Below are 25,023 nucleotides of genomic sequence, written 5' to 3'. Positions count from 1 at the left end.
GGGCAGCGCGTGCGTTTCATTGTCGAATCTTTGCCCTGCCGTGGTGTCGAACGAACACGTTCGCGCGAGCCTGGTTGAGTCATGGCCGACTTGACGGGGGAGTAGAGACCTTGGCCCTTGAACTACCTGAAGAAGTCGTCTCGTTGCTTCAGTTCATCGGCATCAACTGGCCGAACGTGAACGAGGACAAGGTGCGGGAGTTCGCCGAGCACATACGCGACTTCGCCAGGAAAGTGGACGAGACCCACCAGGACTCCACAGCCACCATCAAGAAGATGGCTGACGTGTACCAGGGCCCCTCCTACGACGCGCTGCTCGCCAAGTGGGGGCAGATGTCGAACAGCCACATGTCCGAGCTGCTGACCGCCTGCAACACCGTAGCGACCGCGCTGGACATAGCTGCCGACGTCATCGTGGGCATGAAGGAGGCCGCCATTGCGGAACTCGTGGTCCTGGCTGCATCGTTCGTAGCGGATCAAGCGGCCGCCGTCGCCACCCTCGGACTCGCGGAGGCCGCTGAGGCGCTGATCGTGGAGGCGGCGGAAAAGACCGTCGACTACCTTGAGCAACAGTTGGAGCAGTACATCATCGGCGAGGTCATCGAAGCGGCCGTCAACCCGCTGGTCGAGGTCGTGGGACGGGCAGCGAGCGGCTTGATGTTCAAGGCCACCGAGTCCGCGCTCGGTGTGCCGGCCGATGGTGGGGGAGCCGGGACCGGCTTCTCCGTCCATCCGCAGGAACTCCAGAACCGTGCCGAGCTGATGAAGACCCACGCCGGCACCATCGCCTCGCACGCGGAAGAGTTCAGGGTCCGGGCCGCCGGGATGTCGTTCGAATGACCAACAAGATCACAGCCGCCCTGGAGGACGGTGCCAAGAAGCTCGGCAAGGCGCTCGGTGAGGATGCCGGCAAGACCATCAAAGCCCTCTACCACGATACGCATGCCCGCCTAAAGAAGGTCTCGCACAACTATCTTGAGGCCGACGCCAAGCATGCAGCGGAAATCCAGAAGATCGCCAAGGGTGAGACGCCGGTCTACCATATGGCCGACGATGGAAGTATCCGCCGACTGCACCCCGATGGTAGTCATTCCGTTCTTGCAGCGGAAGACAAGGACCGTCTTGGGCTCGACGAAGCCAACATTGGGCGCCCAAAGCGTGGCGAGCAGAACGCCCGGCTTAAAACGGACAAGGAAGGCAAGGAAGTCCCGCGGCCGCAGGTGTCGTCGCAACAGGTGACGGCGGGGAGTACTGATCTCTCGGTAGCAACACAGCTCGCCCGCCACGCAGACCAGAGCTACGGCGGGCTGGATAGGAAGGGAGAATTCCAGAGCAACAACTACGCGGCGGCCAGAGTCGCCGGCGCGAACGGCAAGAACGACTTCATCCTGGTCGCGCGCAGCAACGGGTACCGGCATTCAGAACGCATGATCGGAACCCCGTTCCTCAGACAGGGAGAAGAAGGCAGAATAACCCACCTCTATACAGAACGAGCGCCGTGCGACACCGGGGTGAACTGCAGTGCCTGGATGGCTGAGAGATTACCGGACACGGCGGTCACGCACAGTTTCGGTTCCGGGAACGACGAGACGAAGTTTTACCTCCCCGAACTGCAGGCCAATCGATGATATCCTTGCACTTTCGGACGCCACCCATAACTGACAGGAAAAGAGTATGAGCCGCCCTCCCGTCCTCACTCGCGAGATGCTGGAAACCGTGTTCGATCCCGCTGAATTGATTGTTGCGCCGGAAGAAAATCTGAATGCTGTCGGTGACCCTGACTCCAGGGAAGTCCTGAGAACCCTGGGAATCCCGGTCTGGGACAATCCTTGGTTCGACATGGAAGCCGAGCTGGCAGAGCGGTTCGAGCGCGTCGAGGACTGGGATGAAAAACTTGCCGACCGTTACTCCACCGTCCCGGCAGGAGCGGAAAAATGGATCAGCTTGGGCATGATCCCCTATGACGGTCTCGCCTTCGATCCGGACACCGGCACCGTCTACTGCCTGCCCGACGATTCCGAGATCTACCTGTGGAACACCTCGCTCCGCTCTTTCGTGCACTTCCTGTACATCCTCCAACTGGAACGCCCGCACTTCGACGCCCAATGGGAAAGCGAGATCGAGGTGCCTTACGACCCCGAAGCCGCACAGGCCCGAGTCCGCAAGGCGATGATGTCTGTGGATCCCGCCGCCCTCGACAACCCTGACTCCCGCTGGCACGGGATCCTCACATACATCGTGGATCCTGAGCACCACTTCCTTTGAGCGCCAGTCGTGGCTGTGGTTACGGATGTCGGCTATGGGCCGGTGCTGCTGGCCTTGCCGAGCGTCCCGATTGTGGCCGGCGCGGCGGCGGCGTACAGCGGCGACATCGCGGGACAGAGTTACAACCACCCCTGGTTGTGGATCCCCGGTACGTTCCGAGCTCTGGCCGACCTCTACTCCTCGCCCGGCAGCCTGACGAACAAGGCGCGGCAACTGCTGCGAATGCTCTGGTAGTCGAGTCAAGGCGAGGGACGCCGCCCCACGGTGAGGACGGCGCCCGTACGAGGTAAGGCTTTGAAGGCTGGCCTCATCTTTATCAGGTCGATCACGAGGGACCGTCGACACCGGCCAACCGGGTCTGCGTCTGGGCCGATCGTCCAGGTGCGGCACGGATCGCTGCTGTTCGCGCCTGTTGATGTCAGTCGCCGCACGCAGTCTTGACAAGCATTGCCGTCACTCGGCGAACGGCCCAGAACCGACCTGCCGCCTCGCCGGTACGACCAATACCAGCGCCGCGGCGACCCCCAACACAAGACTCAACGAGTCAGCAGTCATCACGACAGCGAAGGGCGCGCCCACCAGGTGCGGTGACTTGGCGACGATCATGCCAAGCCCTATGAGCAGGGAGAACAAGTACAAGCGCACGCCCTGGCGGGGGCTCGCTCCTTTGCGAACCTTCGCCTGCTCCCACCAGCGGCAGCCGAAACCGAGGAAAACCAGCAAGCAGCCCATCACGACGACGGACCAGTCCATAAACCTGAGCATCGGTACCCCTCGTCGGCAGGCCCCACGACATCACTACGGCTTGTTCCCGCAGCTCGAGAGCCTGGCAGGCCAGTCATACGACGGGGAATGAACCGCTCAAGTTCTTAGCGCGATCTTTGCCCCTCCCCTGTCCCGTCGCGGCGAAGGTTGAGGAGTTCGTTCGCGCGGGGGCGGTGCTGCCAGGGCAGGGAACGGCTGTGGCCGACGTCGAAGTACTCACTGACGATCTGGCCCCCGGCGGGCTAGGGCTCGAGCACGGGTGAGCTGCCGGTTCCTGGAGGCCTCGGGGTCTTGCAGGTCCTCGGTGGACACCACAAGGATCCTGAAACGATCACTAGATCCCCAGTCGGCCCGTCACCCATCTAGTGATCACCAATGGGTTTGTCATACGAGGTGCCGTGACGGCTGCCGGGGGAGGGCGCGCCTCAGGGGTCAGGACTCCGTGCCGGACTCCTGGGGGAAGAAGGTGATCAGCGTGGCGGTGCCGTCCTTGTCGACTGTCCGGACCGCCGGCTCGGGAATGTCCTGGGTGGCGACGTCGATCTCCCTGGGGTGCCACACGAGGTGCCGCAGGACGACGGGGTAGCGCGGCGACCGTCCGCCGACGGAGACGGCCACTACGTCGTCCTTCGGGTCGTACACGATGGTGGCGAAGGGCAGCCGGTTGGCTTCGTACTGGTGCCCGACCTCGGGGTCCAGTACCTCGATGGTGACGAACTCCCCCTGGTGTTCCTCGGTCACCTGGTTGAGGGCGGTCTCCCAGGTGCTGCGGTCGAGCGTTTCGGTGCCGGCCATCGTCGTTCCTCCTCCGGTGGCAATCTGCTCTCCCCACGACGGTAGCCGCAGCCCTGAGCGACTGCCTCGGCCTGACAGGTCGAGCCGTGCGGCCCTGGTGGACCTGCCTGGACGAGTCCGGACCGAAGCCCCACGGGGCGGCTCCGATACGGGCGGAGCGGGGGCGGGCACGGCCTGCCGGACCCACGTGAGCCGCCACGCGCTCCCACGGACCAACGGCACCATGCGAAGAGCCGTGCACTCGTCGAGGAGGCCATGGTCGCCCTGAAGTCCTGGCGACTCCTCCGCAAGTTCCGGTGCTCGTCCACCCGCACCACTGCCGTGTCCAGGCCGTCCTCACTCTGCATCCAGCTCAGGCCGATGAGGGAAAAGCCTTGCTGCCGACAGTCGCTGACAACCGATCGCGGCAACGACGCGGCTCGCGAAACGGTCGCTACCTGGCGTCGGCCGGGCCCGCGGGTTTGGAGAGCAGGACGTCGTACTCCCTGGGCAGTTGGGCGGTCGCGTTGCGGAACTCCTGGTCGCCCACCGCTTCCCTCAGGGTGGCCAGGACCGCGCGGATCCCGGCCTCCGCGAGTTCGCGGGGCACGTCCGCGCGGTCGGCCACACGCCGGACGAACGAGTCGGCCCCGTAGCCCTTCGCGATCTCCTCGTCCGTGCGCAGCCAGCTCTTGAGCGGTTCCGGCAGTGGCTCCGCGAGGTCCTTGGCCTCTCCGCCGCTGATCCGGTCGGCGAGCACCTCAAAGGTGGCGCGTGTGAGGGTCTCCGCAACGTCGAGGGAGACGCCCGCCCGCTCGGCTGCCTTCGTCAGGAATGCGTCGTACTCCATGCGACCCTGCCCCAGTCGTCGTCAGGCCGTCCGTCGGCGTGATCACCAACAGACCCAGTCAAACCCATACCTGTCGCCTCGGCCACTGGGCAGGGCCGGCGTCGATCCCGCCGTGTGGCGGAGTGGCCATGAGTTCCTGCAGGTCAGCGTATACGGCCCAGTGAGGGATGACCTGCCGGTTGCTGCCGCATGCCCGGCGGGGTCCACTGGGGGTAGAGGGCCTCATCCGGAAAGGGGCTGTTCCATGGAACGGCAAACAAAGGACCCCGGAACGCGGGTGACTGCCCGCGGCCGAGCACTCCCGGCGGTGATGTCGTGACCGCCCGGGTCGAGTGCGTGGTGACGGCCGGCGTCGTGGCCGGGCCGGACGCCGACACCACGCCGATGGAGAACAACGTGTGGATCGTCGGTGACGACGAGCAGGCGCTGGTGGTCGACGCCGCACACGAGCCGGACGTCATCGCCAGGGCGCTCGGCGACCGCCGCGCGGTGGCGATCGCGTGCACCCACGCACACAGCGGACACGTCGACGCAGCGGTGGCTCTGTCCGACCGCACCGGGGCTCCGATCATGCTGCACCCGGACGACCTGGAGCTGTGGCGCCGCAGCTTTCCCAGCCGTGTCCCCGACGAGGAACTCGTCGACGGCCGGGAGATCGAGGTCGCCGGAACTGTTCTGACGGTACGTCACACTCCGGGACACACGCCGGGATCCGTAAGTCTGTACGATCCGGCGCTGCGCAGCGTCTTCACCGGGGACATGCTGCTCTCGCGCGGCCCTGGAGCCATCGGGCCGGAGGACTCCGACTTCCAGGCGATGATCCACTCGATCCGCGAGCGCCTCGTCACCCTGCCCCCCGAGACGGTGGTGTGCCCAGGGCATGGCGACGTCACCACGGTCGGCGAGGTGGGCGAGCGGGTGGAGGACTGGCTCCGCCGCATCACGTGAGAGCGAGAGACTCAGGAAGCCGAAGACGGCCGGGGTGCCACTGAGCCCTTTCCAATCCGACGACGTTGCTCGGCAGTTGGGCTGACAACGTGGTGAAGCTTCTGGTAGATGGTTTTTCGGCCGAGTGAGCCGTCTCCGGTCAGCAGGTGGTGAACCGGTCCTATACGAAGATCCGTGCACTCGTCGAGTGCAGGCCATGGCCACCCTCGTCCTGGCGACTCCTCCGCAAGCTCCGGTGCTCGACCACCCGGATCACCTGCCTGTCCGGGCCGTCCTCACCCTGCATCTGACCGGCTCAGGCAAATGAGGGTAAAGCCTTGATGTCGCGGTCTGCACAAGGCCGGAAGGCCCCTACCCAATTTCGTGATCCCCCAGTGGGGTGCCATAAGCCGGTGGACCTGGGCGTTCGTCAGTTCCCCTGCCGGTGCTGCCCGCCACGGGCGTTCAGACGTGCGCGTTGGGGAACCACGACGTAGGCCGGGTCCTTGGTCGAGGCGACGCCCGCGTCGAAGGTGCCGAACCGCTGAAGGGCGCTGCCGGCCAGCAGGGCGAGCCCGGCGGCGGCAGCGGCGGGGCGGCTGCGGCGGGCGACGGTGACGGCGGCCAGGGCACCGGCGAGGGTGAGGTATTCGGATGCCCGGCGCAGCCGATGGGCCCGGCCTCTGGTGTAGGCCTTGGTCTCCAGGCCCGGCCGGCGTTCGATCAGCCGGGCGGCGACGAGTTCGGCACTCGCCCCGAGAGCCGCGAGCTGTCGGGCGGGGCCCGCCTCGTGCACGGGGGCCAGCAGCATCCCGAGCCCCGCGCCGCTCGCCGCCGCGGACCCCGCGAACAGGAAGGGCAATTCCCGGCGTGCCTCGTGCCAGGCCGGCACAGCCGTCTGGGAGAGCAGCACCGCGGTGTAGGACGCCAGAGCGGGCGCGAACGCGGCCGAGGACAGGCCTCCCAACCGGCCGACCCGAGCCGGCAGGCGGCCGGGCAGCATGGCGCGCAGGGAGCTCGGCAGCAGCTCGGTCATGGCGGCCAGGCCGCTGCCGGGTCCGTAGGCGACAAGGATCCATGTGCCGACGGACATCGGTGAACTGGGTTTGGCCACCCGCAGCATGTGGTGGAAGCGTTCGGGACGACCGAGGTCTGCGATCAACAGGTAGCTGCTGGCCAGCAGGGCACCGAAGCCGCCCAGGCGCATGGCGCGGCACAGGGCCGGACGGCCGGTCAGGTCGGCGCCGGCGGAGAGCAGGGCGGCACCGGCCGACAGGCCGCCGGTGAACAGGTAGGCCGGCACCTTCCACTCCCACACCGGCGGTTTCAGTACCGGCCGCCCGTAGTAGGAGCGGAACTCCGAGTCCGCTACGACGCCCTGGTCGTCGTGTCGGTCGCGGCCCGCGCCGAACGTGGGCGCATGCAGGTCGGCGGCGCCCGCGTCGCTGCGCGGCTCGCGTAGGAGTCCGTCGTCGTCGGTCATCGGCGACCCTCCCTGACGAAGACGGCGGCGGTGGCCGCGAGCAGCGCGGAGGCCGCCACCGCGGCGTGCTTCCACATGGACGGCAGGTCACGCGTGGGCACGACGGGGTCCGGCGGCAGCCCGTAGACCTCCGGTTCGTCGAGCAGCAGGAAGAAGGCGCCGTCGCCGCCCACTCCGTCCTCGGGATCGCGCCCGTACAGCCGTGCCTCGCCCACGCCCGCCTCGTGCAACTGCTCCAGTCGCCGGTCGGCCCGCTCCCGCAGTTCGTCGAGCGGCCCGAACTGGATGGAGTCGGTCGGGCAGGCCTTGGCGCAGGCGGGTTCGAGGCCGCCGCGCAGGCGGTCGTGGCACAGGGTGCACTTCCAGGCCCGGCCGTCGTCGGGCCGCCGGTCGATGACCCCGTAGGGACAGCCGGACACGCAGTAGCCGCAGCCGTTGCAGATGTCGGGCTGCACCACCACGGTGCCGAACTCGGTGCGGAAGAGCGCTCCGGTGGGGCAGACGTCGAGGCATCCGGCGTGGGTGCAGTGCTTGCACACGTCGGAGGACATCAGCCAGCGGAAGTCGGTACGGGTGTCCGCGCCGGTACCGGCGCCGGGCAGGTCGAAGGAGGGGAAGCCCAGGTCGACGGGCTCGGTGCCCATTTCGCCACCGCCCCGGGGCGCGTCCCGCAGGGCGTCCGCGACGACCTCGGCGGTGTGCTCGCCGGCCGAGGGCCCGGTGGGCAGGTCGGACAGGCCGGGGTCCTGTCGTCCCAGTGGGCGTTCCTGCTCGATGAAGGCGACGTGCCGCCAGGAACTCGCGCCGAGCATGCCGGTGTTGTCGAAGGACATGCCCAGCAGGTCGAGGCCGTCCTCCGGGACGTCGTTCCACTCCTTGCAGGCGACTTCGCACGCCTTGCAGCCGATGCACACGGAGGTGTCGGTGAAGAAGCCGACCCTGGGCGGGTGGTCGCGGTGGCCGGCGTCCGCGGCGGGGTCCTCAAGGGGCCCGTACAGACTGTGCTCGTCCGTCATGGGGAATCCTCCCCCCGGTGGGGCTCGGTGTGGGTCGGCCTGTGGTCGTCGCCCGTCGTCGCGATGCGGGTGCCGGATTGCGGTGTGATCCCGGCCCGGCGGCGGTAGTCCTGGACGTATGCGAGGAGGGCGGGTCCCCTGGGCCGTCGTCCGGGGCGGATGTCGCACGTCAGGACCTTGCTCTCCTGGATCAGCACGTTCGGGTCGGCCACCACTCCGATCAGGTCGTTGACGACGTCGCCGGTGGTGAGCCCGACGCTGCCCCAGTGGTAGGGCATCCAGACCTGGTGGACGGTCCGGCCCTCGACGCGCAGCGGCGCCATCCGGTCGGTGACGAAGACGCGGGCCTCCACCGCTGTCCGGCTGGTGATCACGTGGGCCCAGTCCAGGTGGCGCAGGCCGCGTTCGGCCGCCAGCTCCGGCGAGACCTCCACGAACAGCTCGGGCTGCAGCTCCGACAGGTACGGCAGTTGGCGGCTCATGCCCCCGGCGGTGTGGTGCTCGGTGAGGCGCGACGCCGTGAACACGAAGGGGAACACATCCCCGTGCGCCTCGGGGGGAGCCGGGTTGGAGGGGTTGTCGCGGCGCCCGTAGACCTTCCTCGTGGGGTTGGCCTGCTGGCCGTACAGGAGGTTGCGCACGGGCGACTCGTGCGGCTCGTAGTGGGTGGGCAGCGGGCCGTCCGCCAGGCCGGTGGGCGCGAACAGCCACGCCTTCCCGTCGGACATCATGATGAACGCGTCCTCGCCGCTCAGGGCCTGCGGCCCCGATGCGCCCTCGGGAGGCCGGTAGTGGGGCGGCTTGTCCTTCTCGAAGTCCGGGGTGTCGTGTCCGGTCCACTCCCCGCGGTCCTCGTCCCACCAGACGAGGGCCTTGCGCTCGCTCCAGGGCCTGCCCTGCGGATCGGCGGAGGCACGGTTGTAGAGCACCCGCCGGTTCAGCGGCCAGGTCCAGCCCCACTCGGGATCGTAGGGCCCCTGCTCGAAGCGGGATCTGCGGCGCCGGGCCTGGTTGGTCTCGTCGGCGTACACGCCGCTGTAGATCCAGCAGCCGCAGGCCGTGCTGCCGTCGGCCTTGAGGTCGGGGTAGCCGCCGACGGTCCGGCCGGTCCGCAGGTCGATGCCGTTGATATGGCGCAGCACGTCCGCCGCGGACGGTTCGTCGCCCTCGGTGCGGTAGTCCCAGGCAAGGTCGAGCACGGGCCGGTCGCGGTCGTCGGTCGAGCCGGCCAGTTTGTCCTTGACGCGCCTGCCGAGGTGGTAGAAGAACCACAGCTCCGACCGCTGGTCGCCGCTTGGTTCGACGGCCTTGTCCCGCCACTGCAGCATCCGCTGGGTCTGCGTGAAGGTGCCGGCCTTCTCCACGTGCGAGGCGGCGGGGAAGAAGAACACCTCCGTGCGGCAGCGCTCTGTGACGATCTCGCCGGTCTCGACCTCGGGGGCGTCCTTCCAGAACGTGGCGCTCTCGATCATGGTCAGGTCGCGGACGACGAGCCAGTCGAGGTTGGCCATGCCGAGGCGCTGGAGGCGGCCGTGCGCGGACCCGACCGCGGGATTCTGACCGAGCAGGAAGTAGCCGAAGACCTTTCCGTCGACCATGTCCATGGCGGTGCGGTAGGTGCCGTGATCGCCGTTGATGCGGGGCAGGTAGTCGAAGCAGTAGTCGTTCTTTGCCGTCGCCGCCTCACCCCAGTACTCCTTGAGCAGGGAGATCATGTAGGCGTCGGCGTTGCCCCAGAACCCCTTCTGGTCGGGGCGGCGAATGCCGTCCAGGTAGGCGGTCAGGTTCTCGTGGGTGGTGTCCGGCATCGGCAGGTAGCCGGGCAGCAGGTTGAACAGGGTCGGGATGTCCGTGGAGCCCTGGATGCTGGCGTGCCCGCGCAGGGCGTAGATGCCTCCGCCGGGGCGGCCGATGTTGCCCAGCAGCAGCTGGATGATCGAACCCGTACGGATGTATTGGGCGCCGACGGAGTGCTGGGTCCAGCCGACGCTGTACACCAGCGCGGCGGTGCGTTCCCGGCCGGAGTTCTCCGTCCAGGCCCGGCACACGTCCAGGAACCGTTCCCGGGGCACCCCGCAGATCCGCTCGACCATCTCCGGGGTGTAGCGGGCGAAGTGCCGCTTGAGCACCTGGAAGACGCAGCGTCGGTGCTGCAGCGTGGGGTCGGCGGCGATGTCTCCGGCGCCTCCCTGGACGACCGGGCCGCCGGCACCGTGCTGGTAGGCCGCGGCCTGCTCCTTGTGACGCCTGCCCGGGCGCTCCTCGGCCTCGATGCCCTCGTACATCCAGCTGGAGGGGTCGTAGGAGGCGGTGTGCGGGTCGTAGCCGCTGAACAGTCCGTCCAGGTCCTCGGTGTCCTGGTAACGATCGCTCAGCAGGAACGGGGCATTGGTGTACGCCTGTACGTACTCCTTGAAATGGAGGTCGTTGGACAGGATGTGGTTGATGACGCCCCCGAGGAACGCGATGTCGGTGCCGACCCGCAGCGTGACGTGCTGGTCGGCCAGTGCGCTGGTCCGGGTGAAGCGCGGATCGATGTGGATGACCCTGGCGCCGCGTGCCTTGGCCTCCATCACCCACTGGAAGCCGACCGGATGGGCCTCGGCCATGTTGGAGCCCATGATGACGATGCAGTCGGCGTTGATCAGGTCCTGCTGGTAGTCGGTGGCGCCGCCGCGTCCGAACGAGGCTCCCAGACCGGGAACCGTGGCGGAGTGTCAAATACGCGCCTGGTTCTCGATCTGGAGCGCGCCCAGAGCGGTGAACAGCTTTTTGATCACATAGTTCTCTTCATTGTCCAGCGTCGCGCCGCCCAGACTGGCGATGCCCATGGTGCGGCGGAGTGTTTTCCCGGAGTCGTCGGTGTCCTGCCAACCCCTGCGGCGGGCGTCCAGCACCCGGTCGGCCACCATGTCCATGGCCGTGTCCAGATCGAGGTCCTGCCACTCGGTGGCGTACGGCGGACGGTAGCGGACCTTCTGCTCACGCTGCGGGCCGGTGACGAGCTGCTTGCTGGCGGATCCCTTCGGGCACAGCCGGCCGCGCGAGATCGGGCTGTCCGGGTTGCCCTCGATCTGGATGACCCGGTCGTCCTTGACGTAGACACGCTGCGCGCAGCCCACGGCGCAATAGGGGCAGACGGAGTCCGCGACTCGGTCCGCGCGGTCGGTGCGGGGTCCGAGAGCCGCCGAGCGCGGGGACTCGGCCGCCTTGCCCCGGCCAAGCCGGTCGGGGCCGGTGAGCTGCCGGTATACGGGCCACTGACCGATCCACCGTTCCAGGCCCATGCGCTCGCTCCTTCATGGGTGCCATACGCCTTGATCGACGCTACTCGCGCGGGGACCGAGTGCAAGTCGACGTCGGGCGGCGAGGCACCGGTGCAACGACGGCAGCCCGGACCGCACCACGGCCGGGAGACGGGCCACTGAATGCACCCGGTGCCGCACAGCCGGTACGCCGGTGCGTACCGACGATGCCGGCATCCACCGGAGTCCATCCGCGGGGGCCTGGACGGCGCGGCATCAACAGGCGACGCTGCTTGTGAGCGGGCCCGGTGACAGCGTCTGTCGCGCGGTTCGCGGCGCGATCAGGTAATCAGGAACGGTGAACACGGACGCGACCGACCCCTTCGTGCATGTCCGGGGCGCCGGTGAGAACAACCTGCGGAACATCGATGTCGACATTCCGCGGGACGCGATGGTCGCCTTCACCGGCGTCTCCGGTTCGGGCAAGTCCTCGCTCGCGTTCGGCACGCTCTACGCGGAAGCCCAGCGGCGCTACTTCGAGTCCGTGGCACCGTACGCCCGAAGGCTGTTGCAACAAGTCGGCGCACCGCACGTGCAGGAGATCACCGGACTGCCACCGGCCGTGGCCCTGCAGCAGCGACGCGGGTCGCCCAGCTCGCGTTCGACGGTCGGCACCCTCACCACGCTGTCCAATCTGCTGCGCATGCTGTACTCCCGCGCCGGGACCTATCCGCCCGGGGCCGCACGGCTGGAAGCCGAGTCGTTCTCACCCAACACCGCGGCCGGCGCCTGCCCGGAGTGCCACGGACTGGGCGTCGTGCACGACGTCGCCGAGGACCTGCTCGTTCCGGATCCCTCGCTGAGCATCCGCGAGGGGGCGATCGCCGCCTGGCCGGGCGCCTGGCAGGGAGCCAACCTGCGCAGTGTCGTGAGCGGCCTGGGGATCGACATCGACCGACCGTGGCGCAGGCTCAGGAAGAAGGACCGGGACTGGCTGCTGTACACGGACGAGCAGCCCTCCGTGTACGTCGAGCCGGAGGAGGACCGCGTCGACTACGGCTACCAGGGCAGGTTCTGGAGCGCCCGCAAGCACATCATGCACGTCCTCGCCGACTCCAAGAGCGAGAAGATGCGCGAACGGGCGCTCCGGTTCGTCAGGAGTGTGCCCTGCCCCGCCTGTCACGGCAGCGGACTGCGGCCCGAGGCGCTCGCCGTGACCTTCGCCGGACGTTCCATCGCCGAGATCAACGCGATGCCGCTCACCGAGGTCGTGGCGCTGCTGCGGCCCGTCGCGGAGCGGTCCGAGGCCGACGCCACCACGTCGACCGCCCGATCCGGGGAGACGACCGAGGTCGCGGTCCGGATCTGCGGCGATCTGGTCGCGCGGATCGACGTACTGCTCGACCTGGGCCTGGGATATCTCAGCCTCGGACGCCGCTCGACGACCCTGTCGCCCGGCGAGGCGCAGCGCCTGCGGATCGCCACCCAGCTGCGCTCGGGGCTGTTCGGCGTCGTCTACGTCCTCGACGAACCCTCCGCGGGCCTGCACCCGGCAGACGCGGAACCGCTGCTGGACGTGCTGGACCGCCTCAAGGCGGCGGGCAACTCGCTGTTCGTCGTGGAGCACGACATGGACGTCGTACGGCGGGCGGACTGGGTGGTCGACATCGGCCCCGGTGCGGGCGAGGGCGGCGGACGCGTGCTGTACAGCGGCCCGGTCGCCGGTCTCGAGCGGGTCGCGGAGTCGGCCACGAGCCAGTACCTGTTCGGGCGCGCCCAGCCGCTCGATCACCGCCCGCGCACACCCCACGGCTGGCTGCGCCTGCGCGGCGTCTCCCGCCACAATCTGCACGACGTGTCCGTGGACGTACCGCTCTGCGTGCTGACGGCGGTGACGGGCGTGTCCGGTTCCGGAAAGTCGACGCTGGTGACGCAGGTGCTCGCCGAGGTCGTCCGCGGCCACCTCGGACTCGTACCCGAGGAACCCGACGAGGCGCAGCTGGAGGTCGACGTCCAGGACGCGTCGGGGGTTGAGTCGTTCGACCGGCTGGTCCGGGTCGACCAACGGCCCATCGGCCGAACTCCCCGGTCCAACCTGGCCACGTACACCGGGATGTTCGACGCGGTGCGCAAGCTGTACGCGGCGACGGACGAGGCCAGGGCGCGCGGTTACTCGGCCGGGCGGTTCTCCTTCAACGTGCCCGAAGGGCGGTGCGAGACCTGCCAGGGCGAAGGATTCGTCGCGGTGGAACTGCTGTTCCTGCCCGGCACCTACGCGCCGTGCCCGACCTGCCAGGGCGCCCGGTACAACGCCGAAACGCTGGAAGTCACCTACCGCGGCAAGAACATCGCGGAAGTGCTGGCGCTCTCCGTCGACGCCGCCGCCAAGTTCCTGTCCGCCGTCCCGGCCGCCTCCCGCAGTCTGGAGACGTTGCGCGAGGTGGGACTGGGGTACCTGCGGCTGGGCCAGCCCGCGACGGAACTCAGCGGCGGTGAGGCGCAACGCATCAAACTGGCCACCGAACTGCAGCGAGCCCGCCGCGGGCACGCGCTCTACCTGCTCGACGAGCCGACGGCGGGGCTGCACCCCTCGGACATCGCGCTGCTGCTGCGACAGTTGCACCGGCTCGTCGACGCCGGCAACACGGTCGTCCTCGTCGAGCACGACCTGGACACGATCGCCACCGCCGACTGGGTCATCGACCTCGGGCCGGGCGGCGGCGACGCGGGCGGGCGGGTGGTCGCGGCGGGCCCGCCGGCCAAGGTGGCGAGGGCACGCCGCAGCGCCACGGCACCCTATCTCGCGGCCCGGCTCGCGCGCTCCTGACGACAGCGCGAGGGGCTGAGCACCGGTCAGCCGGGTTCGGGGCGCAGGGTCGCCCGCGGCGCCAAGTCTCGTTCCAGCTTGTGGCGGACATCGCTCGTGGCTTTGTCCACGAGAACGGGTTCTGGTCCAACCTCTGTTGGGGCGCTACTGCCAGTGACTGTTGGTCTGCTCCGCAGAAATTGGACCGGAACTTGAGAACGGGCAGCAGGGGGTCACCACTTCGGGAGGCACCCGGCGTACCGAGAATTCGAACGGTGCGGGTACACACCGACGCGTTGCACGCTCTCGTGCGGCGGATGAGGAACACGGTGGCCGGTCGACCCCTGAGCTGCGACGATGCCCTGCTTCCTTACGGAGGACGTTTGTTCGTTCTCGGGTGCGCCGGCTGTGGGGCCAAGCTGAGCGTCCCGCTGTCCCAGGCCGCGCTGCCGGCCCACGCTCATCGGAAGTGCGGGGCGTGGCAAGCGACCCGGTGACCGCACCGATGACGGACCCTCCTCCCCAACGATCGCGGCGATGTCGGCGCGCGTCGACGTCGTCGGCGGTATGCCGCTTGACCCGGCCACGGCCCGGGACCGCCACGTACCGGGACATCCGCTTGGGTGAGCACCCCTGGCCGTGGTTGTGCCACGAGCGGCCGGGTACTCGAGTACACCCCACCGTGAGGGGCGCCCGCAGGAGCCCAGGCCGTCACGGCTCGACGGCTGCGCGGCACCCGGCGTCCTACGTCCCCCTGCGAGGCTTCCGATGAGCCGTCTCTTCTCGCCGCTCACCCTCCGCGGCACGACCTTTCCGAACAGGGCCTGGGTGGCCCCCATGTGCCAGTACAGCTCGGTCGACGGCTATCCGCAGGACTGGCATCTGGTCCATCTCGGTTCCCTGGCACGCGGCGGGTCCGGCCTGGTCATGCAGGAGGCCACGGCAGTGGAACCTGAGGGCCGGATCACCCCTTCCGACGCCGGCATCTGGGATGACGGGCAGGCCGCCGCGTACAAGCGGATCACCGACTTCGTCCACGGGCAGGGAGCCATTGCCGGCATCCAGATCTCCCATGCCGGCCGCAAGGCGTCGACGGCACCGCCCTGGGAGGGTGACGTGTACGTCCAACCGGAGGCCGGAGGATGGCAGACGGTCGCACCGTCACCGCTGCCATTCGGCGACTGGCCGGCCCCGCGGGAGCTCGCCGCGGACGACATACGCGCTCTGGTCCGGGCCTTCGGCGAGGCCGCCGCGCGGGCGCTGTCCGCCGGCTTCGAGGTTCTGGAGATCCACGCCGCGCACGGCTATCTGCTGCACCAGTTCCTGTCACCGCTGTCCAACCACCGCAGCGACGAGTACGGAGGCGATCTCGACGGGCGCAGCCGTTTCCTGGTCCAGGTCACCGACGCCGTACGGGCGCAGTGGCCGGAGGACCGCCCGCTGTTCGTACGCTTCTCGGCCACGGACTGGGCCGAGGGCGGCTGGACCCCGGAGGAGACGGTCGAGCTGTCGCGGCACCTGGTGGCCCACGGCGTCGATCTGGTGGATGTCACCAGCGGCGGGCTCGTCCACAACGCCCGTATCGAAGTGGAGCCCGGCTACCAGGTGCCCTTCGCCCGAGCCGTCCGCGAGGGCGCGGCCCTGCCCGTCTGCGCGGTCGGCCTGATCACCGCACCGGAGCAGGCCGACCAGATCCTCGTGGACCGCTCGGCTGACGCGATCATGCTCGCGCGTGAACTGCTGCGCAACCCGACCTGGCCGCTCCGCGCGGCCCGCGTGCTCCGTGACGACGTCCCGTGGCCGAAGCAGTACGAGCGTGGCCGCCCGCGTCACGGCTGAGGCACCCGGGAATCGGACCCAGGGCGAAGAGGTCTCCTCCTGTATGAGCGATCCATGCGGCAACGCCGCCTTTCCCGTACTTCCGAGCGAGTCGATACGTGGGTGCCGGCAGCCGACCGTGTCGGCACACTGCAGCGGATATCCGTACTGAGCCGTGAGTTCGAAGGGATCGTCGCCGTGCAGACGGCGATGATCGGCTTCGCGGCGGTCCTCTCCTGCGGCGCCGTTGTGTCGGTCGCCGTCGCGTTGCGCGATCGCGCACCCGGTCCCGGCGCGCGCTCGGCGCAGTCCGCCCGCCCCTTCTGACCTCCTGCGGCGCATGCGACACCGGTGTCTGGGAGGCGCGGACCTGGGCACTCGGTGCGGGTGCGCGTGACACGGATCCGCGGCAGACGGGAGGCCTGAGATGTCTGCGGAATCGGCCGGAACGATCGCGCTCCCCTCCGGTGAGGAGATCGCGGTGCTCGGGCAGGGCACCTGGTACCTGGGCGAGGACCCGGCCCGGCGGGAACAGGAGATCGCCGCGCTGCGGCTGGGCGTGGACCTGGGCATGACCGTCGTCGACACGGCGGAGATGTACGGCGACGGCGCAGCCGAGGAGCTCGTCGGGGAGGCCCTGCGGGGGCGCCGGGAGGAGGTCTTCCTCGTCAGCAAGGTGCTGCCCGGCCACGCCGACCGGAAGGGCACCGTCGCCGCCTGCGAGGGCAGCCTGCGGCGGCTCCGTACGGAACGGCTGGACCTCTACCTGCTGCACTGGCGGGGACGGTGGCCACTGGAGGAGACCCTTGCGGGATTCACCGACCTGATGGAGGCGGAGAAGATCCGTTACTGGGGCGTGAGCAATCTGGACGTCGCCGACATGGCCGAGCTCACCGCCCTTCCCGGTGGCGACGACGTGGCCGTCGACCAGGTGCTGTACAACCTCTCCCGGCGCGGCATCGAGTGGGATCTCCTCCCCTGGTGCCGCGAGGCCGGGGTGACGGTCTTGGCCTACTCCCCGATCGAGCAGGGGCGGCTGCTGAAGGTCGAGGCTCTGGGTGCCGTGGCCCGGGCCCTCGGAGCCACGCCGGCGCAGGTGGCACTCGCCTGGGTGCTGGCACAGGGGGTGGCCGCGATCCCGCGTTCCGGATCACCCGACCACGTTCGGGAGAACCGCGGCGCAGTGGACCTCCACCTTCCCACCGAGGCGCTCGACGCCCTCGACGAGGCGTTCCCGCCGCCCAGCGGGCCCACGCCCCTGGAGATGCTGTGAAGGAGTTGACAGGATGGCGCGCCCCCTGCTCGTCGTCGGAATGGGGGGTTCGCTGCGCACCCCGTCGACCAGCCTCACCGCACTGTGTGTGGCGGTCGAGGGGGCGGCCGATGCAGGCGCCGACACTCAGGTGATCGACCTCAAGCGGCTGGACCTTCCGTTCTACACGTCCGAGCACGGAATCCCTGCGTCCGCCCGTCGGCTTGCGGATACCGTTCAGGCAGCCGACGCCCTGCTGTGGAGCAGCCCGACCTACCACGGGTCGGTCAGCGGCGCGTTCAAGAACGCAGTGGACTGGCTCGCCCTCCTGGCCGACCACGACCCGCCCTACCTCAGCAACAAACCCGTGGGGATGCTGACGACCGCCGGTGGGGTGCAGGGCCTGCAGGCGATCAACGCGATGGAGTTCATCGTGCGGTCGCTGCGCGGCTGGGCCGTGCCGCTGGTGTTCGCGGTCCCGCGGTCCTCCCGGGTCTTCGATGGCGACGGACGCCTCACCGACCAGGCGGTCGCGGACCAATTGCGCGGCCTCGGCACGGAGGTGACCAGGGCAGCCCTGCAGTTCCGGGCGGAGGGCACGTGCGACTACGCGCAGGAGCGGCCGTCCGGGGCCGTCCGGGGCTGAGCCCGGCCATGTCACGCCGGGGGCGCCGGGGTCGTGCTTCCTCAGGGCCCGGTCCGCCCCACGGGCCGCGGGTGCTCGCCGCGCGCCCCGGAGCGCCCGGGTGGGAAGTGCGGCAGCACGTGTTCGGCCAGTTCGTCGATCACTTCGGCGACCGGACGGCGACTGTGCTTGAAGTTGATCATCAGCTGGTCGATGCCGATGTCCTGCCAGGCCCGCATCATCGCCAGGAACGACACCCGGCCCACCGTGAAGCCCTGGTGGATGCGCCGGGGCAGGGCCAGCGGGTCCTCGGCCAGATCCAGATAGGTGGCCTGGGCGTACGGCTTGAACCCACCGCCATCGCCCCGGGTCAGCTCCCGCCACCGCTGGATGTTCTCGGCCTGCTGCTGGAGCGGCGGGGTGTAGTACAGCCAGCCGTCCGTGTTGTCGGCGATCCACCGGACGTCCTGCCTGCCGCGTCCCGTCATCAGTACGGGGATCCGCCGGTACACCGGCTTGGGCAGCAGATCGGTGCCGTGCATCCGGCCGAGCGGCGACTCCACGTGCGGGAAACGGTGCTCGAGGACGACACGGAAGTACTCCAGCGACTGCCGGAACCTCTCGGCCCGGCCGCCCAGGTCCTGACCGAAGGCCGGGAACTCCACGGGCCGGTCACCGGTGGCCACCCCGAGCAGGAGCCGTCCGCCTGACAGCTGGTCCACCGAGGCGGCCGCCTTGGCGGTGTGCAATGGATGCCGCAGCGGCATGACGATGCTGGCGGTCCCCAGTGTGATCGAGGTGGTGCGGGCGCTGAGCTGCCCCAGGTACACCCACGGGTCGAAGACCTGCCCGGCGTCCCCGAAGCTCGGGTCCAGCAGTGGCACGTCCCGGACCCACACCGAGGCGAAGCCGGCCCGCTCGGCCTGCTGGATCCGCTCGATGTGCCCGGCCAGGGACGGCACGGGCCCGTCGAAGCCCTCCAGGGGCGTGATGGCGCCCACGGTCATCCTGCCGCCGGGATACGCCCTGGCCATGGCCGCGTGCTCGGAGAACGGCCGCTGCGCTCCGCCTTCGACGTCCACGGGTGCGCCGGCTGAAGGAACTGTCGATTGTGTCATGCGATTCTCCGGCGATTTCATGCCGAGTCCGGGCGCATCAGACGCGTGCTGAGGTTGCCCGACCGGAGGTCCTCGCGCATCCCCTCGCCGACGAGTACGGCCGGTTCCGTCTCCTCGATGACGGCGCCGACCTCGTCGGTCATGGCTCCTCCTAGCCCGGGGCGCCGACGAGAGCCTCGAAGTCCCGGGGCAGCTGGGACATTACGTGGCGGAACTCGCCATTACTGACCGCGTCCCTCAGGGTGCTCAGCTCCGCCCGTACGCCCTCACGGGCCTCGTCCGGGCTCACCCCTGCTCGCCTGCTCACCCGATCGATGAACTCGTCGAATCCGAAGGGCTCGGCCTCCGGGGTGGGAGAGACCAGCGGTTCCTTCAGCGGCTTGGGCAGTTCGGACGCGAGGTCCTCCGCCTCGCCCCTGGTGAGCCGCTCGGCCAGGGTTTCCAGGGTGGCGCGGGTGAGGGGCTCCGCCTTCTCCGGGGGGACAGGGGCGCGCCGGGTGATGGTGTCGAGGAAGGTCTTGTAGTCCATGAGCCGTCCTTTTCCTGAAGCTTTGCGACTGCCTGGCGTGGGACCTGAGACAGCCACCGAAGGGTGCGTCGTGCGTGTAGGGGTGGTGCGCTGATGCGCGTCATGGTGGATGCGCATCAGCAGACGCCGAGTGGAATCGGACATTTCCATGCTCCCGATGTGGGCCACACTCTGCCTGCTCCCGGCAGGAGGAAGGGCGGCGGGCTCGATAGACCTCAGAGCACAAGTGCGGACGGCCTCCGCCACGGCGAAGGGGACGCCGGCGCCGGTCTGCCGGACGTGCGTCAGGGCGCGGTGCCTGTGGGCGCGGTCGACTCTCCCGCCGTCGCGTTTCCGGCCGGCCCGTTCGGCGTCGAGAGCGTTCGACAGCGGCGCGCTGTGGGGCGATGTCGATCAGCCACACTTCCAGTTCGATCGACGGGGGCACGGCCGGCGCGGCTCTCACTCGCACCCAGAGATGTGCATGTCCTCGTCAAGCACGGGGCTGGCCGACCCCGCTTCCCCCAGGGCCCTCGAAGCCGCGTGTGACGCTCGGGGGTGATGGTCGGGGTGGGCGGCTGATCCGTGTGGTGCTGGTTTGTAGAGGGGCGGGGTGGTGCCTGCTCTTCAGCCCGGCCCCTGCGCCGGGCCCGGCCTTGTCCCAATCTCGTCGGGGCGCCCCCGCTTTACCGAGTTGGTCGTGTCGTTTGGTCAGTGGCTCTCGTTCGAGGCGCCGCAACGCCGTGCGGCCTCCTGCGGAGGGACGGCCGTACGGCTGGCCGGGATGCCTGCGCGTTTCATGCTGCTCTGACAGGGTGGGAGAAGGTGTTCTTTTTCGGCCTGGGGTGCGGAGGCGCTCAGCAGGGGGCTCTGCGAATCTCGACCGGGTAACAGCCGGTGGCGGCGCCGACGGAAGCCAACGGCGCCGTCCGGTTCCCGGTGAGGAGGCGAGAGGCATGACCGTGATGGGTGTGTCGAAGTTCGAGAGGTTCTTCCGCGCCGCCGCAGGGCTCGACGTGGACAAGAGCGACCTGAAGCGGTACGGCGACTTCGTCGACGCCAAGCTTTACGACCTCCTGGTCGTCGGCCAGGCGTCGGCCAAGGCCAACGACCGGGATACCGTCGAACCGTGGGACCTACCGCTCACCAAGGGCCTCCAGGAGAGCATCCACCGGTTCCGGCGGCTCGACGAGGAGGTCGAGCTGAAGCCGATCCTGGAACAGCTCGCCGCGCACCCTCCCCTCGACAGGACACCCACCCAGGAGACCGAAGAGCGCTACCCCGAGATCATCGGCGGTCTCAGCGTCGCCCTCGCCGAGACGTTCAAAATCATGTATCCGGATGTCAAGAACCCGCAGACCAGCCACTGGGACGGCGTGACCGCGGTCTTCGACCGGCTGCTGTAGCAGTCGCGCCCCGGTGCACGTCGCCGGACCGAACTGGCATGTCGGGCGGGGGCCGGAAGGCGGAGAATGGGAGCCTTCACCGAGGTCCGATTCGCGCGGCAGGTAGCTCGAGGATTCGCCATCGCGCACTCCTCCACCCGGACGGCAGCTCCGGCTGATCGCGCGCACATACGCTCTCGGGGCACCCTCGGCCGGCCCTTGCAGTCCCCGATCCGGAAAGCAGTCCCCGATCCGGAAAAGGGATCCGGACGGGCCCTGCCGGGTGTCCCTGCCGCTCGCGTCGGACAACCAGCGACTCGTGAAGGGAGCCGTACCATGACACAGGAACTCCGGGGGATGCGGGTGGGGATTCTGGCCGCCGACGGCGTCGAGCGCGTGGAACTCGACCAGCCGCGCGGTGCGCTGCAGGGCGCAGGGGCGAAGACCGAGATCGTCTCGCTCCATCCCGGCGAGATCCAGGCCCGCCAGTTCGACCTCAACGCGGCAGGAACCTTCCCCGTGGACCGCCTGGTCGCCGACGCATCCGTCGACGACTACCACGCCCTGCTCCTGCCTGGCGGCACCATGAACCCTGACCAGCTGCGCATGGACCGCGACGCGGTGCAGTTCGTCAAGGACTTCATGGCCAGCGGGAAACCGGTCGCATCGATCTGCCACGGCCCGTGGACCCTGGCGGAAGCCGACGCCGTGCGCGGCCGCCGCCTGACGTCCTGGCCCAGCATCCGCACCGATCTGCGCAACGCCGGCGCGGAGGTCGTCGACCAGGAGGTGGTCGTCGACGGGCAGCTGGTCACCAGCCGCAGCCCGGCCGACCTGCCCGCCTTCTGCGCCGCCGTCGTGGAGCAGTTCGCCCGGGCGCACTCCCACCCCACGCCCGGCTGAACCCAAAGGCCTGGTCGCGGCGGAGAGAGCAGGCGGTGCACGGTGGAGGTGGGCCCGCTGGGCCCGCGCTCCACCCCTCGGGCCGGTCAGCACCCCGCCGCGAGTCGCCAACCCGAATCGTCGTCCCGCCTCCTGTCCTCACAGACCGACCACCGGTGCCGCTTTTCGACCCGCTGGGTGCAGGCGGGGTGACCGGGCGAACAGCCACTCTGGGGCCTGTCGGGACCGCTCGGCGGTCCGCTGGCGGAAGGAGGGGCCATGACCGAGCAGGCCCGCAGGACCGTTGCCTCGTACGCGACGTACCAGGAAGCCGAACGTGCCGTCGATCACCTCGCCGACCAGGGCTTTCCCGTTCAGAAGGTGGCGATCATCGGTCGGGACATGCGTCTTGTCGAACAGGTGATCGGTCGAATGGGGTATGGCGAGGCCGCTCTCCACGGCGCAGCCACCGGAGCGCTGCCCGGCGTACTCGTCGGCTGGATCTTCGGGCTGCTGAACTGGCTGAATCCGGTCGTCTCAGGTCTGCTCCTCGCCCTCTACGGGCTGATCTTCGGAGCGGTCGTCGGTGCGCTGCTCGGCGTCCTGCTGCACGCGGCCCAGGGCGGCCGCCGGGACTTCGCCTCGGTCCGCTCGATGGAGCCCAGCCACTACGACGTCGTGGTCGACGAGGACGTCGCCGATGAGGCCGTCCGGCTGGTCGCCGGGCTGGACGGCAGGGGCGGCGCGAACACGGGGAGCGCCTCCTCGAAGGGCGGCCGCCCGCGCAGCGACCCCACGCCCACCTGAACGAGTCTCGAAGCCGGGCGGACAGGGCCCGGAGGATGAACCGGTCGCCGACGGACGTCGACCGCGGAAGGAGTTCCTCATGGCCAAGGCAGTGGGCATTGACCTGGGTACCACCAACTCGGTGATCGCCGTGTGGGAGGGCGGCGAGCCGACCGTCGTGCCCAACAGCGAGGGCAGCCGCACGACACCGTCCGTGGTGGCCTTCACCGACACCGGCGAGCGCCTGGTGGGCCAGCTGGCCCGCCGCCAGGCCATCCTCAACCCCAAGGGCACCATCTACTCGGCCAAGCGGTTCATCGGCCGGCACTTCGACGAGGTCTCCGAGGAGGCCAAGGCCGTCGCCTACGACGTCGTCCCGGGAGAAAACGGCGAGGCACGCTTCAAGGTGCGTGACAAGCTCTACGCGCCTGAGGAGATCAGCGCCCTGGTGCTGCGCAAGCTCGCCGACGACGCCTCCAAGCAGCTGGGGGAGCGGGTCACGGAGGCGGTCATCACGGTGCCCGCCTACTTCAACGACGCTCAGCGCACCGCCACCCGCGACGCCGGCCGGATCGCCGGCCTGGAGGTGCTGCGGATCATCAACGAGCCGACCGCGGCCGCCCTCGCGTACGGCATGGACAAGAAGCAGCACGAGACCGTCCTGGTCTTCGATCTCGGCGGCGGCACCTTCGACGTGAGCATCCTCGACGTCGGCGACGGCGTGGTCGAGGTACGGTCCACGGCGGGTGACAGCCATCTGGGCGGCGACGACTTCGACAGGCGTCTGGTCGACTACCTCGCGGACGACTTCCAGAAGGAGAACGGCATCGACCTGCGCAAGGACCCGCAGGCGCTGCAGCGCCTCTTCGAGGCGGCGGAGAAGGCCAAGACCGAGCTCAGCTCCGTCACCCAGACCCAGGTCAACCTGCCGTTCATCACCGCCGACGCCTCCGGGCCCAAGCACCTCACCGACTCGATCATGCGGTCCACGTTCGAGCAGATCACCGGCGACCTGGTGGAGCGGTGCCTCGGCCCGGTCAAGCAGGCCATGGCCGACGCCAAGGTCGGCGAGAACGACATCGACGAGGTCATCCTCGTCGGCGGCTCCACCCGCATCCCCGCCGTCCAGGCGCTGGTGCGCCGGCTGACCGGCGGCAAGGAACCCAACATGAGCGTCAACCCCGATGAGGTCGTGGCGTTGGGCGCCGCGATCCAGGCCGGGGTCCTCAAGGGCGAGGTCAAGGACGTCCTGCTGCTCGACGTCACCCCGCTGTCGTTGGGACTGGAGACGCGCGGCGGAGTGATGACGAAGATCGTCGAGCGGAACACCACCATCCCGGTGCGCCGCAGCGAGACCTTCTCCACCGCCGAGGACAACCAGCCGGCCGTCGATGTGGTGGTCCTCCAGGGCGAGCGCGAGCGGGCCGCCGACAACCGGGCGCTCGGCCGGTTCCAGCTCACCGACATCCGCCCGGCGCCCCGCGGCGAGCCTCAGATCGATGTCACTTTCGACGTCGACGCCAACGGCATCCTCAACGTCAGCGCGCGCGACAAGGACACCGGCAAGGAGCAGGGCATCACCATCAGTGAGAGCTCCAACCTCGACCGGAGCGAGGTCGAGCGCATGGTGCAGGAGGCCGAGCGCAACCAGGGCCAGGACCAGGCCCTGCGGGAGGCCGTCGACGCCCGCAACGAGCTGGACGCGATTGCCTACCAGGTCGAAAAGCGACTGGGCGAGCTGGGCGATGCCGCGCCCGCGCACGAGAAGGCCCGTGCCGAGATGCTGGTGGCGGAGGCCCGCGACGCGGTGAAGAACGAGGCCGGAGTCGACAAGACCAGGCCGCTGATCTCCGAACTCCAGCAGGTCTATGCCGGGCTCGCCGCCCACCAGGCCGAAGCGGCGGCGGCGAGTCAGTCGGACACCACCGGTCCGGCCGGCTCCGGGCAGGGCGGGACCGGCACCGACGAAGACGTGATCGATGCCGAGTTCGACAAGGGCTGAGGTACCTGCCATGCCGATCCCTCCCCAGGACCGATCGTCCGACCTGCCGCCCGAGGGCGCCGCGCAACCGCCGCAGGGCGACCTGCCCGAGCCCGGCCCGCCGGCCACGGAGGCCGAACCGGGGCCGGACGCGGCGACCGGTCCGGTGGGGGCCGAGGACGAGTACGCGGAAGCGTTGAAGGACGTCGAGGACCGCTGGCGTCGCGCTCTGGCCGATCTGGACAACCTGCGCAAGCGTCACGTCAGGGAGCTGGAGCGGGAACGGTCGGTCGAACGGGCCCGCACGGCTGCGGCCTTCCTGCCCGTCGTCGACAACCTCGAACTGGCTCTGAGTCATGCGGGCGCCGATCCCGGTGCGATCGTGGAGGGCGTCCGGGCTGTCCGTGACCAGGCCGTGAATATTCTGGAGGGCCTGGGTTATGCGCGCCATGCCGAGAGCGGGGTGAGCTTTGACCCCGCCCGGCACGAGGTCGTCGGCGTGGTCCAGGATCCGGACGCTGAACCCAACACCGTGGTG

24 protein-coding genes and 2 pseudogenes are annotated in these 25,023 nt (G+C 69.2%); 17 read left to right on the top strand and 9 right to left on the bottom strand.

Annotation, left to right across the window (positions count from 1 at the left end):
• Positions 1-143: 143 nt before the first annotated feature.
• The 4 genes from ACIP94_RS22915 to ACIP94_RS22900 all read left to right on the top strand — a co-directional run bounded on the left by ACIP94_RS22915 (position 144) and on the right by ACIP94_RS22900 (position 2,498).
• Complete coding sequence (locus ACIP94_RS22915; RefSeq protein ID WP_402428550.1) at positions 144-839, top strand: hypothetical protein; 696 nt, start codon at positions 144-146, stop codon at positions 837-839.
• A complete protein-coding gene (locus ACIP94_RS22910; RefSeq protein ID WP_402428547.1) occupies positions 836-1,627 on the top strand; it encodes a nucleic acid/nucleotide deaminase domain-containing protein in 792 nt (263 codons plus the stop codon). The genes ACIP94_RS22915 and ACIP94_RS22910 overlap by 4 nt, the downstream gene beginning before the upstream one ends.
• Positions 1,628-1,703: 76 nt before the next feature.
• The gene (locus tag ACIP94_RS22905; protein ID WP_402428544.1) at positions 1,704-2,264 is read left to right on the top strand and encodes an SUKH-4 family immunity protein; all 561 of its coding nucleotides are present in this window, start codon (positions 1,704-1,706) and stop codon (positions 2,262-2,264) included.
• Between the two features lie 9 nt (positions 2,265-2,273).
• Positions 2,274-2,498 (top strand): hypothetical protein, encoded by a 225-nt coding sequence (locus tag ACIP94_RS22900; RefSeq protein WP_402428542.1) that lies wholly within the window; start codon positions 2,274-2,276, stop codon positions 2,496-2,498.
• Positions 2,499-2,717: 219 nt separating this feature from the next.
• On the opposite strand, the gene ACIP94_RS22895 is transcribed toward ACIP94_RS22900, so the two are convergent.
• Entirely contained in the window at positions 2,718-3,017 is a 300-nt protein-coding gene (locus ACIP94_RS22895) for a hypothetical protein (RefSeq protein WP_402428539.1), read from the bottom strand.
• A gap of 444 nt (positions 3,018-3,461) precedes the next feature.
• The gene (locus tag ACIP94_RS22890; protein WP_359184595.1) at positions 3,462-3,824 is read right to left on the bottom strand and encodes a DUF5335 family protein; all 363 of its coding nucleotides are present in this window, start codon (positions 3,822-3,824) and stop codon (positions 3,462-3,464) included.
• Between the two features lie 216 nt (positions 3,825-4,040).
• On the opposite strand from ACIP94_RS22890, the pseudogene ACIP94_RS22885 reads away from it, so the two are divergent.
• A pseudogene (locus tag ACIP94_RS22885) lies at positions 4,041-4,186 on the top strand (IS5/IS1182 family transposase); the annotation flags it as partial.
• A 71-nt stretch (positions 4,187-4,257) separates the two neighbouring features.
• Here ACIP94_RS22885 and ACIP94_RS22880 read toward each other — a convergent pair.
• A complete protein-coding gene (locus ACIP94_RS22880; protein ID WP_402428535.1) occupies positions 4,258-4,653 on the bottom strand; it encodes a DUF2267 domain-containing protein in 396 nt (131 codons plus the stop codon).
• Positions 4,654-4,968: 315 nt separating this feature from the next.
• Here ACIP94_RS22880 and ACIP94_RS22875 point away from each other — a divergent pair, with 315 nt between their 5' ends.
• Positions 4,969-5,601 (top strand): MBL fold metallo-hydrolase, encoded by a 633-nt coding sequence (locus tag ACIP94_RS22875; RefSeq protein WP_402428532.1) that lies wholly within the window; start codon positions 4,969-4,971, stop codon positions 5,599-5,601.
• A gap of 134 nt (positions 5,602-5,735) precedes the next feature.
• Positions 5,736-5,908: pseudogene (locus tag ACIP94_RS22870) on the top strand (IS5/IS1182 family transposase); the annotation flags it as partial.
• 102 nt (positions 5,909-6,010) lie between these two features.
• Here ACIP94_RS22870 and nrfD read toward each other — a convergent pair.
• Genes nrfD through fdh form a run of 3 tightly spaced genes read right to left on the bottom strand, consistent with a single transcriptional unit; the run spans position 6,011 to position 11,366 of the window.
• Complete coding sequence (nrfD, locus tag ACIP94_RS22865; protein ID WP_402428529.1) at positions 6,011-7,063, bottom strand: NrfD/PsrC family molybdoenzyme membrane anchor subunit; 1,053 nt, start codon at positions 7,061-7,063, stop codon at positions 6,011-6,013.
• A complete protein-coding gene (locus ACIP94_RS22860; RefSeq protein WP_402428526.1) occupies positions 7,060-8,079 on the bottom strand; it encodes a 4Fe-4S dicluster domain-containing protein in 1,020 nt (339 codons plus the stop codon). Before ACIP94_RS22860 ends, nrfD begins: the two co-directional genes overlap by 4 nt.
• The gene (gene fdh, locus ACIP94_RS22855; RefSeq protein ID WP_402428523.1) at positions 8,076-11,366 is read right to left on the bottom strand and encodes a formate dehydrogenase; all 3,291 of its coding nucleotides are present in this window, start codon (positions 11,364-11,366) and stop codon (positions 8,076-8,078) included. Before fdh ends, ACIP94_RS22860 begins: the two co-directional genes overlap by 4 nt.
• A 316-nt stretch (positions 11,367-11,682) precedes the next feature.
• Here fdh and uvrA point away from each other — a divergent pair, with 316 nt between their 5' ends.
• The 5 genes from uvrA (at position 11,683) to ACIP94_RS22830 (ending at position 17,846) form a co-directional block, all read left to right on the top strand.
• Positions 11,683-14,151, top strand: coding sequence for an excinuclease ABC subunit UvrA (gene uvrA / locus ACIP94_RS22850; protein ID WP_402428521.1), 2,469 nt, complete (start codon positions 11,683-11,685; stop codon positions 14,149-14,151).
• A gap of 747 nt (positions 14,152-14,898) precedes the next feature.
• Positions 14,899-15,969 (top strand): NADH:flavin oxidoreductase/NADH oxidase, encoded by a 1,071-nt coding sequence (locus ACIP94_RS22845; RefSeq protein WP_402428518.1) that lies wholly within the window; start codon positions 14,899-14,901, stop codon positions 15,967-15,969.
• Between the two features lie 102 nt (positions 15,970-16,071).
• Positions 16,072-16,275, top strand: coding sequence for a hypothetical protein (locus tag ACIP94_RS22840; protein WP_402428514.1), 204 nt, complete (start codon positions 16,072-16,074; stop codon positions 16,273-16,275).
• Positions 16,276-16,375: 100 nt separating this feature from the next.
• Positions 16,376-17,221, top strand: coding sequence for an aldo/keto reductase (locus tag ACIP94_RS22835; protein WP_402428511.1), 846 nt, complete (start codon positions 16,376-16,378; stop codon positions 17,219-17,221).
• 13 nt (positions 17,222-17,234) lie between these two features.
• The gene (locus ACIP94_RS22830) at positions 17,235-17,846 is read left to right on the top strand and encodes an NADPH-dependent FMN reductase (protein ID WP_402428508.1); all 612 of its coding nucleotides are present in this window, start codon (positions 17,235-17,237) and stop codon (positions 17,844-17,846) included.
• A 41-nt stretch (positions 17,847-17,887) separates the two neighbouring features.
• Here ACIP94_RS22830 and ACIP94_RS22825 read toward each other — a convergent pair whose 3' ends face one another.
• The 3 genes from ACIP94_RS22825 to ACIP94_RS22815 are packed head-to-tail and all read right to left on the bottom strand — an operon-like array spanning position 17,888 to position 19,472.
• Positions 17,888-18,943, bottom strand: coding sequence for an LLM class oxidoreductase (locus ACIP94_RS22825; protein ID WP_402428505.1), 1,056 nt, complete (start codon positions 18,941-18,943; stop codon positions 17,888-17,890).
• A gap of 17 nt (positions 18,944-18,960) precedes the next feature.
• A complete protein-coding gene (locus tag ACIP94_RS22820) occupies positions 18,961-19,086 on the bottom strand; it encodes a hypothetical protein (protein ID WP_402428502.1) in 126 nt (41 codons plus the stop codon).
• 8 nt (positions 19,087-19,094) lie between these two features.
• Entirely contained in the window at positions 19,095-19,472 is a 378-nt protein-coding gene (locus ACIP94_RS22815) for a DUF2267 domain-containing protein (RefSeq protein ID WP_402428498.1), read from the bottom strand.
• A gap of 935 nt (positions 19,473-20,407) precedes the next feature.
• Between ACIP94_RS22815 and ACIP94_RS22810 the strand changes: the two genes are divergently transcribed.
• From ACIP94_RS22810 to ACIP94_RS22790, 5 genes are all read left to right on the top strand, one after another.
• Positions 20,408-20,857 carry a DUF1931 family protein gene (locus ACIP94_RS22810; RefSeq protein WP_402428495.1) on the top strand — a complete coding sequence of 150 codons (450 nt, stop codon included), beginning with the start codon at positions 20,408-20,410 and terminating at the stop codon, positions 20,855-20,857.
• A 315-nt stretch (positions 20,858-21,172) separates the two neighbouring features.
• Positions 21,173-21,739 carry a type 1 glutamine amidotransferase domain-containing protein gene (locus ACIP94_RS22805; protein ID WP_402428491.1) on the top strand — a complete coding sequence of 189 codons (567 nt, stop codon included), beginning with the start codon at positions 21,173-21,175 and terminating at the stop codon, positions 21,737-21,739.
• Between the two features lie 258 nt (positions 21,740-21,997).
• The gene (locus ACIP94_RS22800; protein ID WP_402428489.1) at positions 21,998-22,525 is read left to right on the top strand and encodes a general stress protein; all 528 of its coding nucleotides are present in this window, start codon (positions 21,998-22,000) and stop codon (positions 22,523-22,525) included.
• A gap of 79 nt (positions 22,526-22,604) precedes the next feature.
• On the top strand, positions 22,605-24,506 hold the full coding sequence (dnaK, locus tag ACIP94_RS22795) for a molecular chaperone DnaK (RefSeq protein WP_402428486.1): 1,902 nt from the start codon (positions 22,605-22,607) through the stop codon (positions 24,504-24,506).
• 10 nt (positions 24,507-24,516) lie between these two features.
• On the top strand, positions 24,517-25,023 hold a 507-nt coding region (locus tag ACIP94_RS22790), incomplete at its 3' end, for a nucleotide exchange factor GrpE (protein WP_402428483.1).

Origin of the sequence: Streptomyces sp. NPDC093261 (genome assembly GCF_044753645.1) — a bacterium.
Lineage (GTDB): Bacteria > Actinomycetota > Actinomycetes > Streptomycetales > Streptomycetaceae > Streptomyces.
This window is presented reverse-complemented; position numbering and strand designations above follow the sequence as displayed.

What these genes read in the sequence shown, in the direction of transcription:
- ACIP94_RS22910 (WP_402428547.1), top strand. Translation starts at nt 836, where the DNA reads ATGACCAACAAGATCACAGCCGCCCTGGAGGACGGTGCCAAGAAGCTC.
- ACIP94_RS22905 (WP_402428544.1), top strand. Translation starts at nt 1,704, where the DNA reads ATGCTGGAAACCGTGTTCGATCCCGCTGAATTGATTGTTGCGCCGGAA.
- ACIP94_RS22895 (WP_402428539.1), bottom strand. Translation starts at nt 3,017, where the DNA reads ATGGACTGGTCCGTCGTCGTGATGGGCTGCTTGCTGGTTTTCCTCGGT.
- ACIP94_RS22890 (WP_359184595.1), bottom strand. Translation starts at nt 3,824, where the DNA reads ATGGCCGGCACCGAAACGCTCGACCGCAGCACCTGGGAGACCGCCCTC.
- ACIP94_RS22880 (WP_402428535.1), bottom strand. Translation starts at nt 4,653, where the DNA reads ATGGAGTACGACGCATTCCTGACGAAGGCAGCCGAGCGGGCGGGCGTC.
- nrfD (WP_402428529.1), bottom strand. Translation starts at nt 7,063, where the DNA reads ATGACCGACGACGACGGACTCCTACGCGAGCCGCGCAGCGACGCGGGC.
- ACIP94_RS22860 (WP_402428526.1), bottom strand. Translation starts at nt 8,079, where the DNA reads ATGACGGACGAGCACAGTCTGTACGGGCCCCTTGAGGACCCCGCCGCG.
- ACIP94_RS22845 (WP_402428518.1), top strand. Translation starts at nt 14,899, where the DNA reads ATGAGCCGTCTCTTCTCGCCGCTCACCCTCCGCGGCACGACCTTTCCG.
- ACIP94_RS22835 (WP_402428511.1), top strand. Translation starts at nt 16,376, where the DNA reads ATGTCTGCGGAATCGGCCGGAACGATCGCGCTCCCCTCCGGTGAGGAG.
- ACIP94_RS22830 (WP_402428508.1), top strand. Translation starts at nt 17,235, where the DNA reads ATGGCGCGCCCCCTGCTCGTCGTCGGAATGGGGGGTTCGCTGCGCACC.
- ACIP94_RS22825 (WP_402428505.1), bottom strand. Translation starts at nt 18,943, where the DNA reads ATGACACAATCGACAGTTCCTTCAGCCGGCGCACCCGTGGACGTCGAA.
- ACIP94_RS22820 (WP_402428502.1), bottom strand. Translation starts at nt 19,086, where the DNA reads ATGACCGACGAGGTCGGCGCCGTCATCGAGGAGACGGAACCGGCCGTA.
- ACIP94_RS22815 (WP_402428498.1), bottom strand. Translation starts at nt 19,472, where the DNA reads ATGGACTACAAGACCTTCCTCGACACCATCACCCGGCGCGCCCCTGTC.
- ACIP94_RS22810 (WP_402428495.1), top strand. Translation starts at nt 20,408, where the DNA reads ATGACCGTGATGGGTGTGTCGAAGTTCGAGAGGTTCTTCCGCGCCGCC.
- ACIP94_RS22805 (WP_402428491.1), top strand. Translation starts at nt 21,173, where the DNA reads ATGACACAGGAACTCCGGGGGATGCGGGTGGGGATTCTGGCCGCCGAC.
- ACIP94_RS22800 (WP_402428489.1), top strand. Translation starts at nt 21,998, where the DNA reads ATGACCGAGCAGGCCCGCAGGACCGTTGCCTCGTACGCGACGTACCAG.
- dnaK (WP_402428486.1), top strand. Translation starts at nt 22,605, where the DNA reads ATGGCCAAGGCAGTGGGCATTGACCTGGGTACCACCAACTCGGTGATC.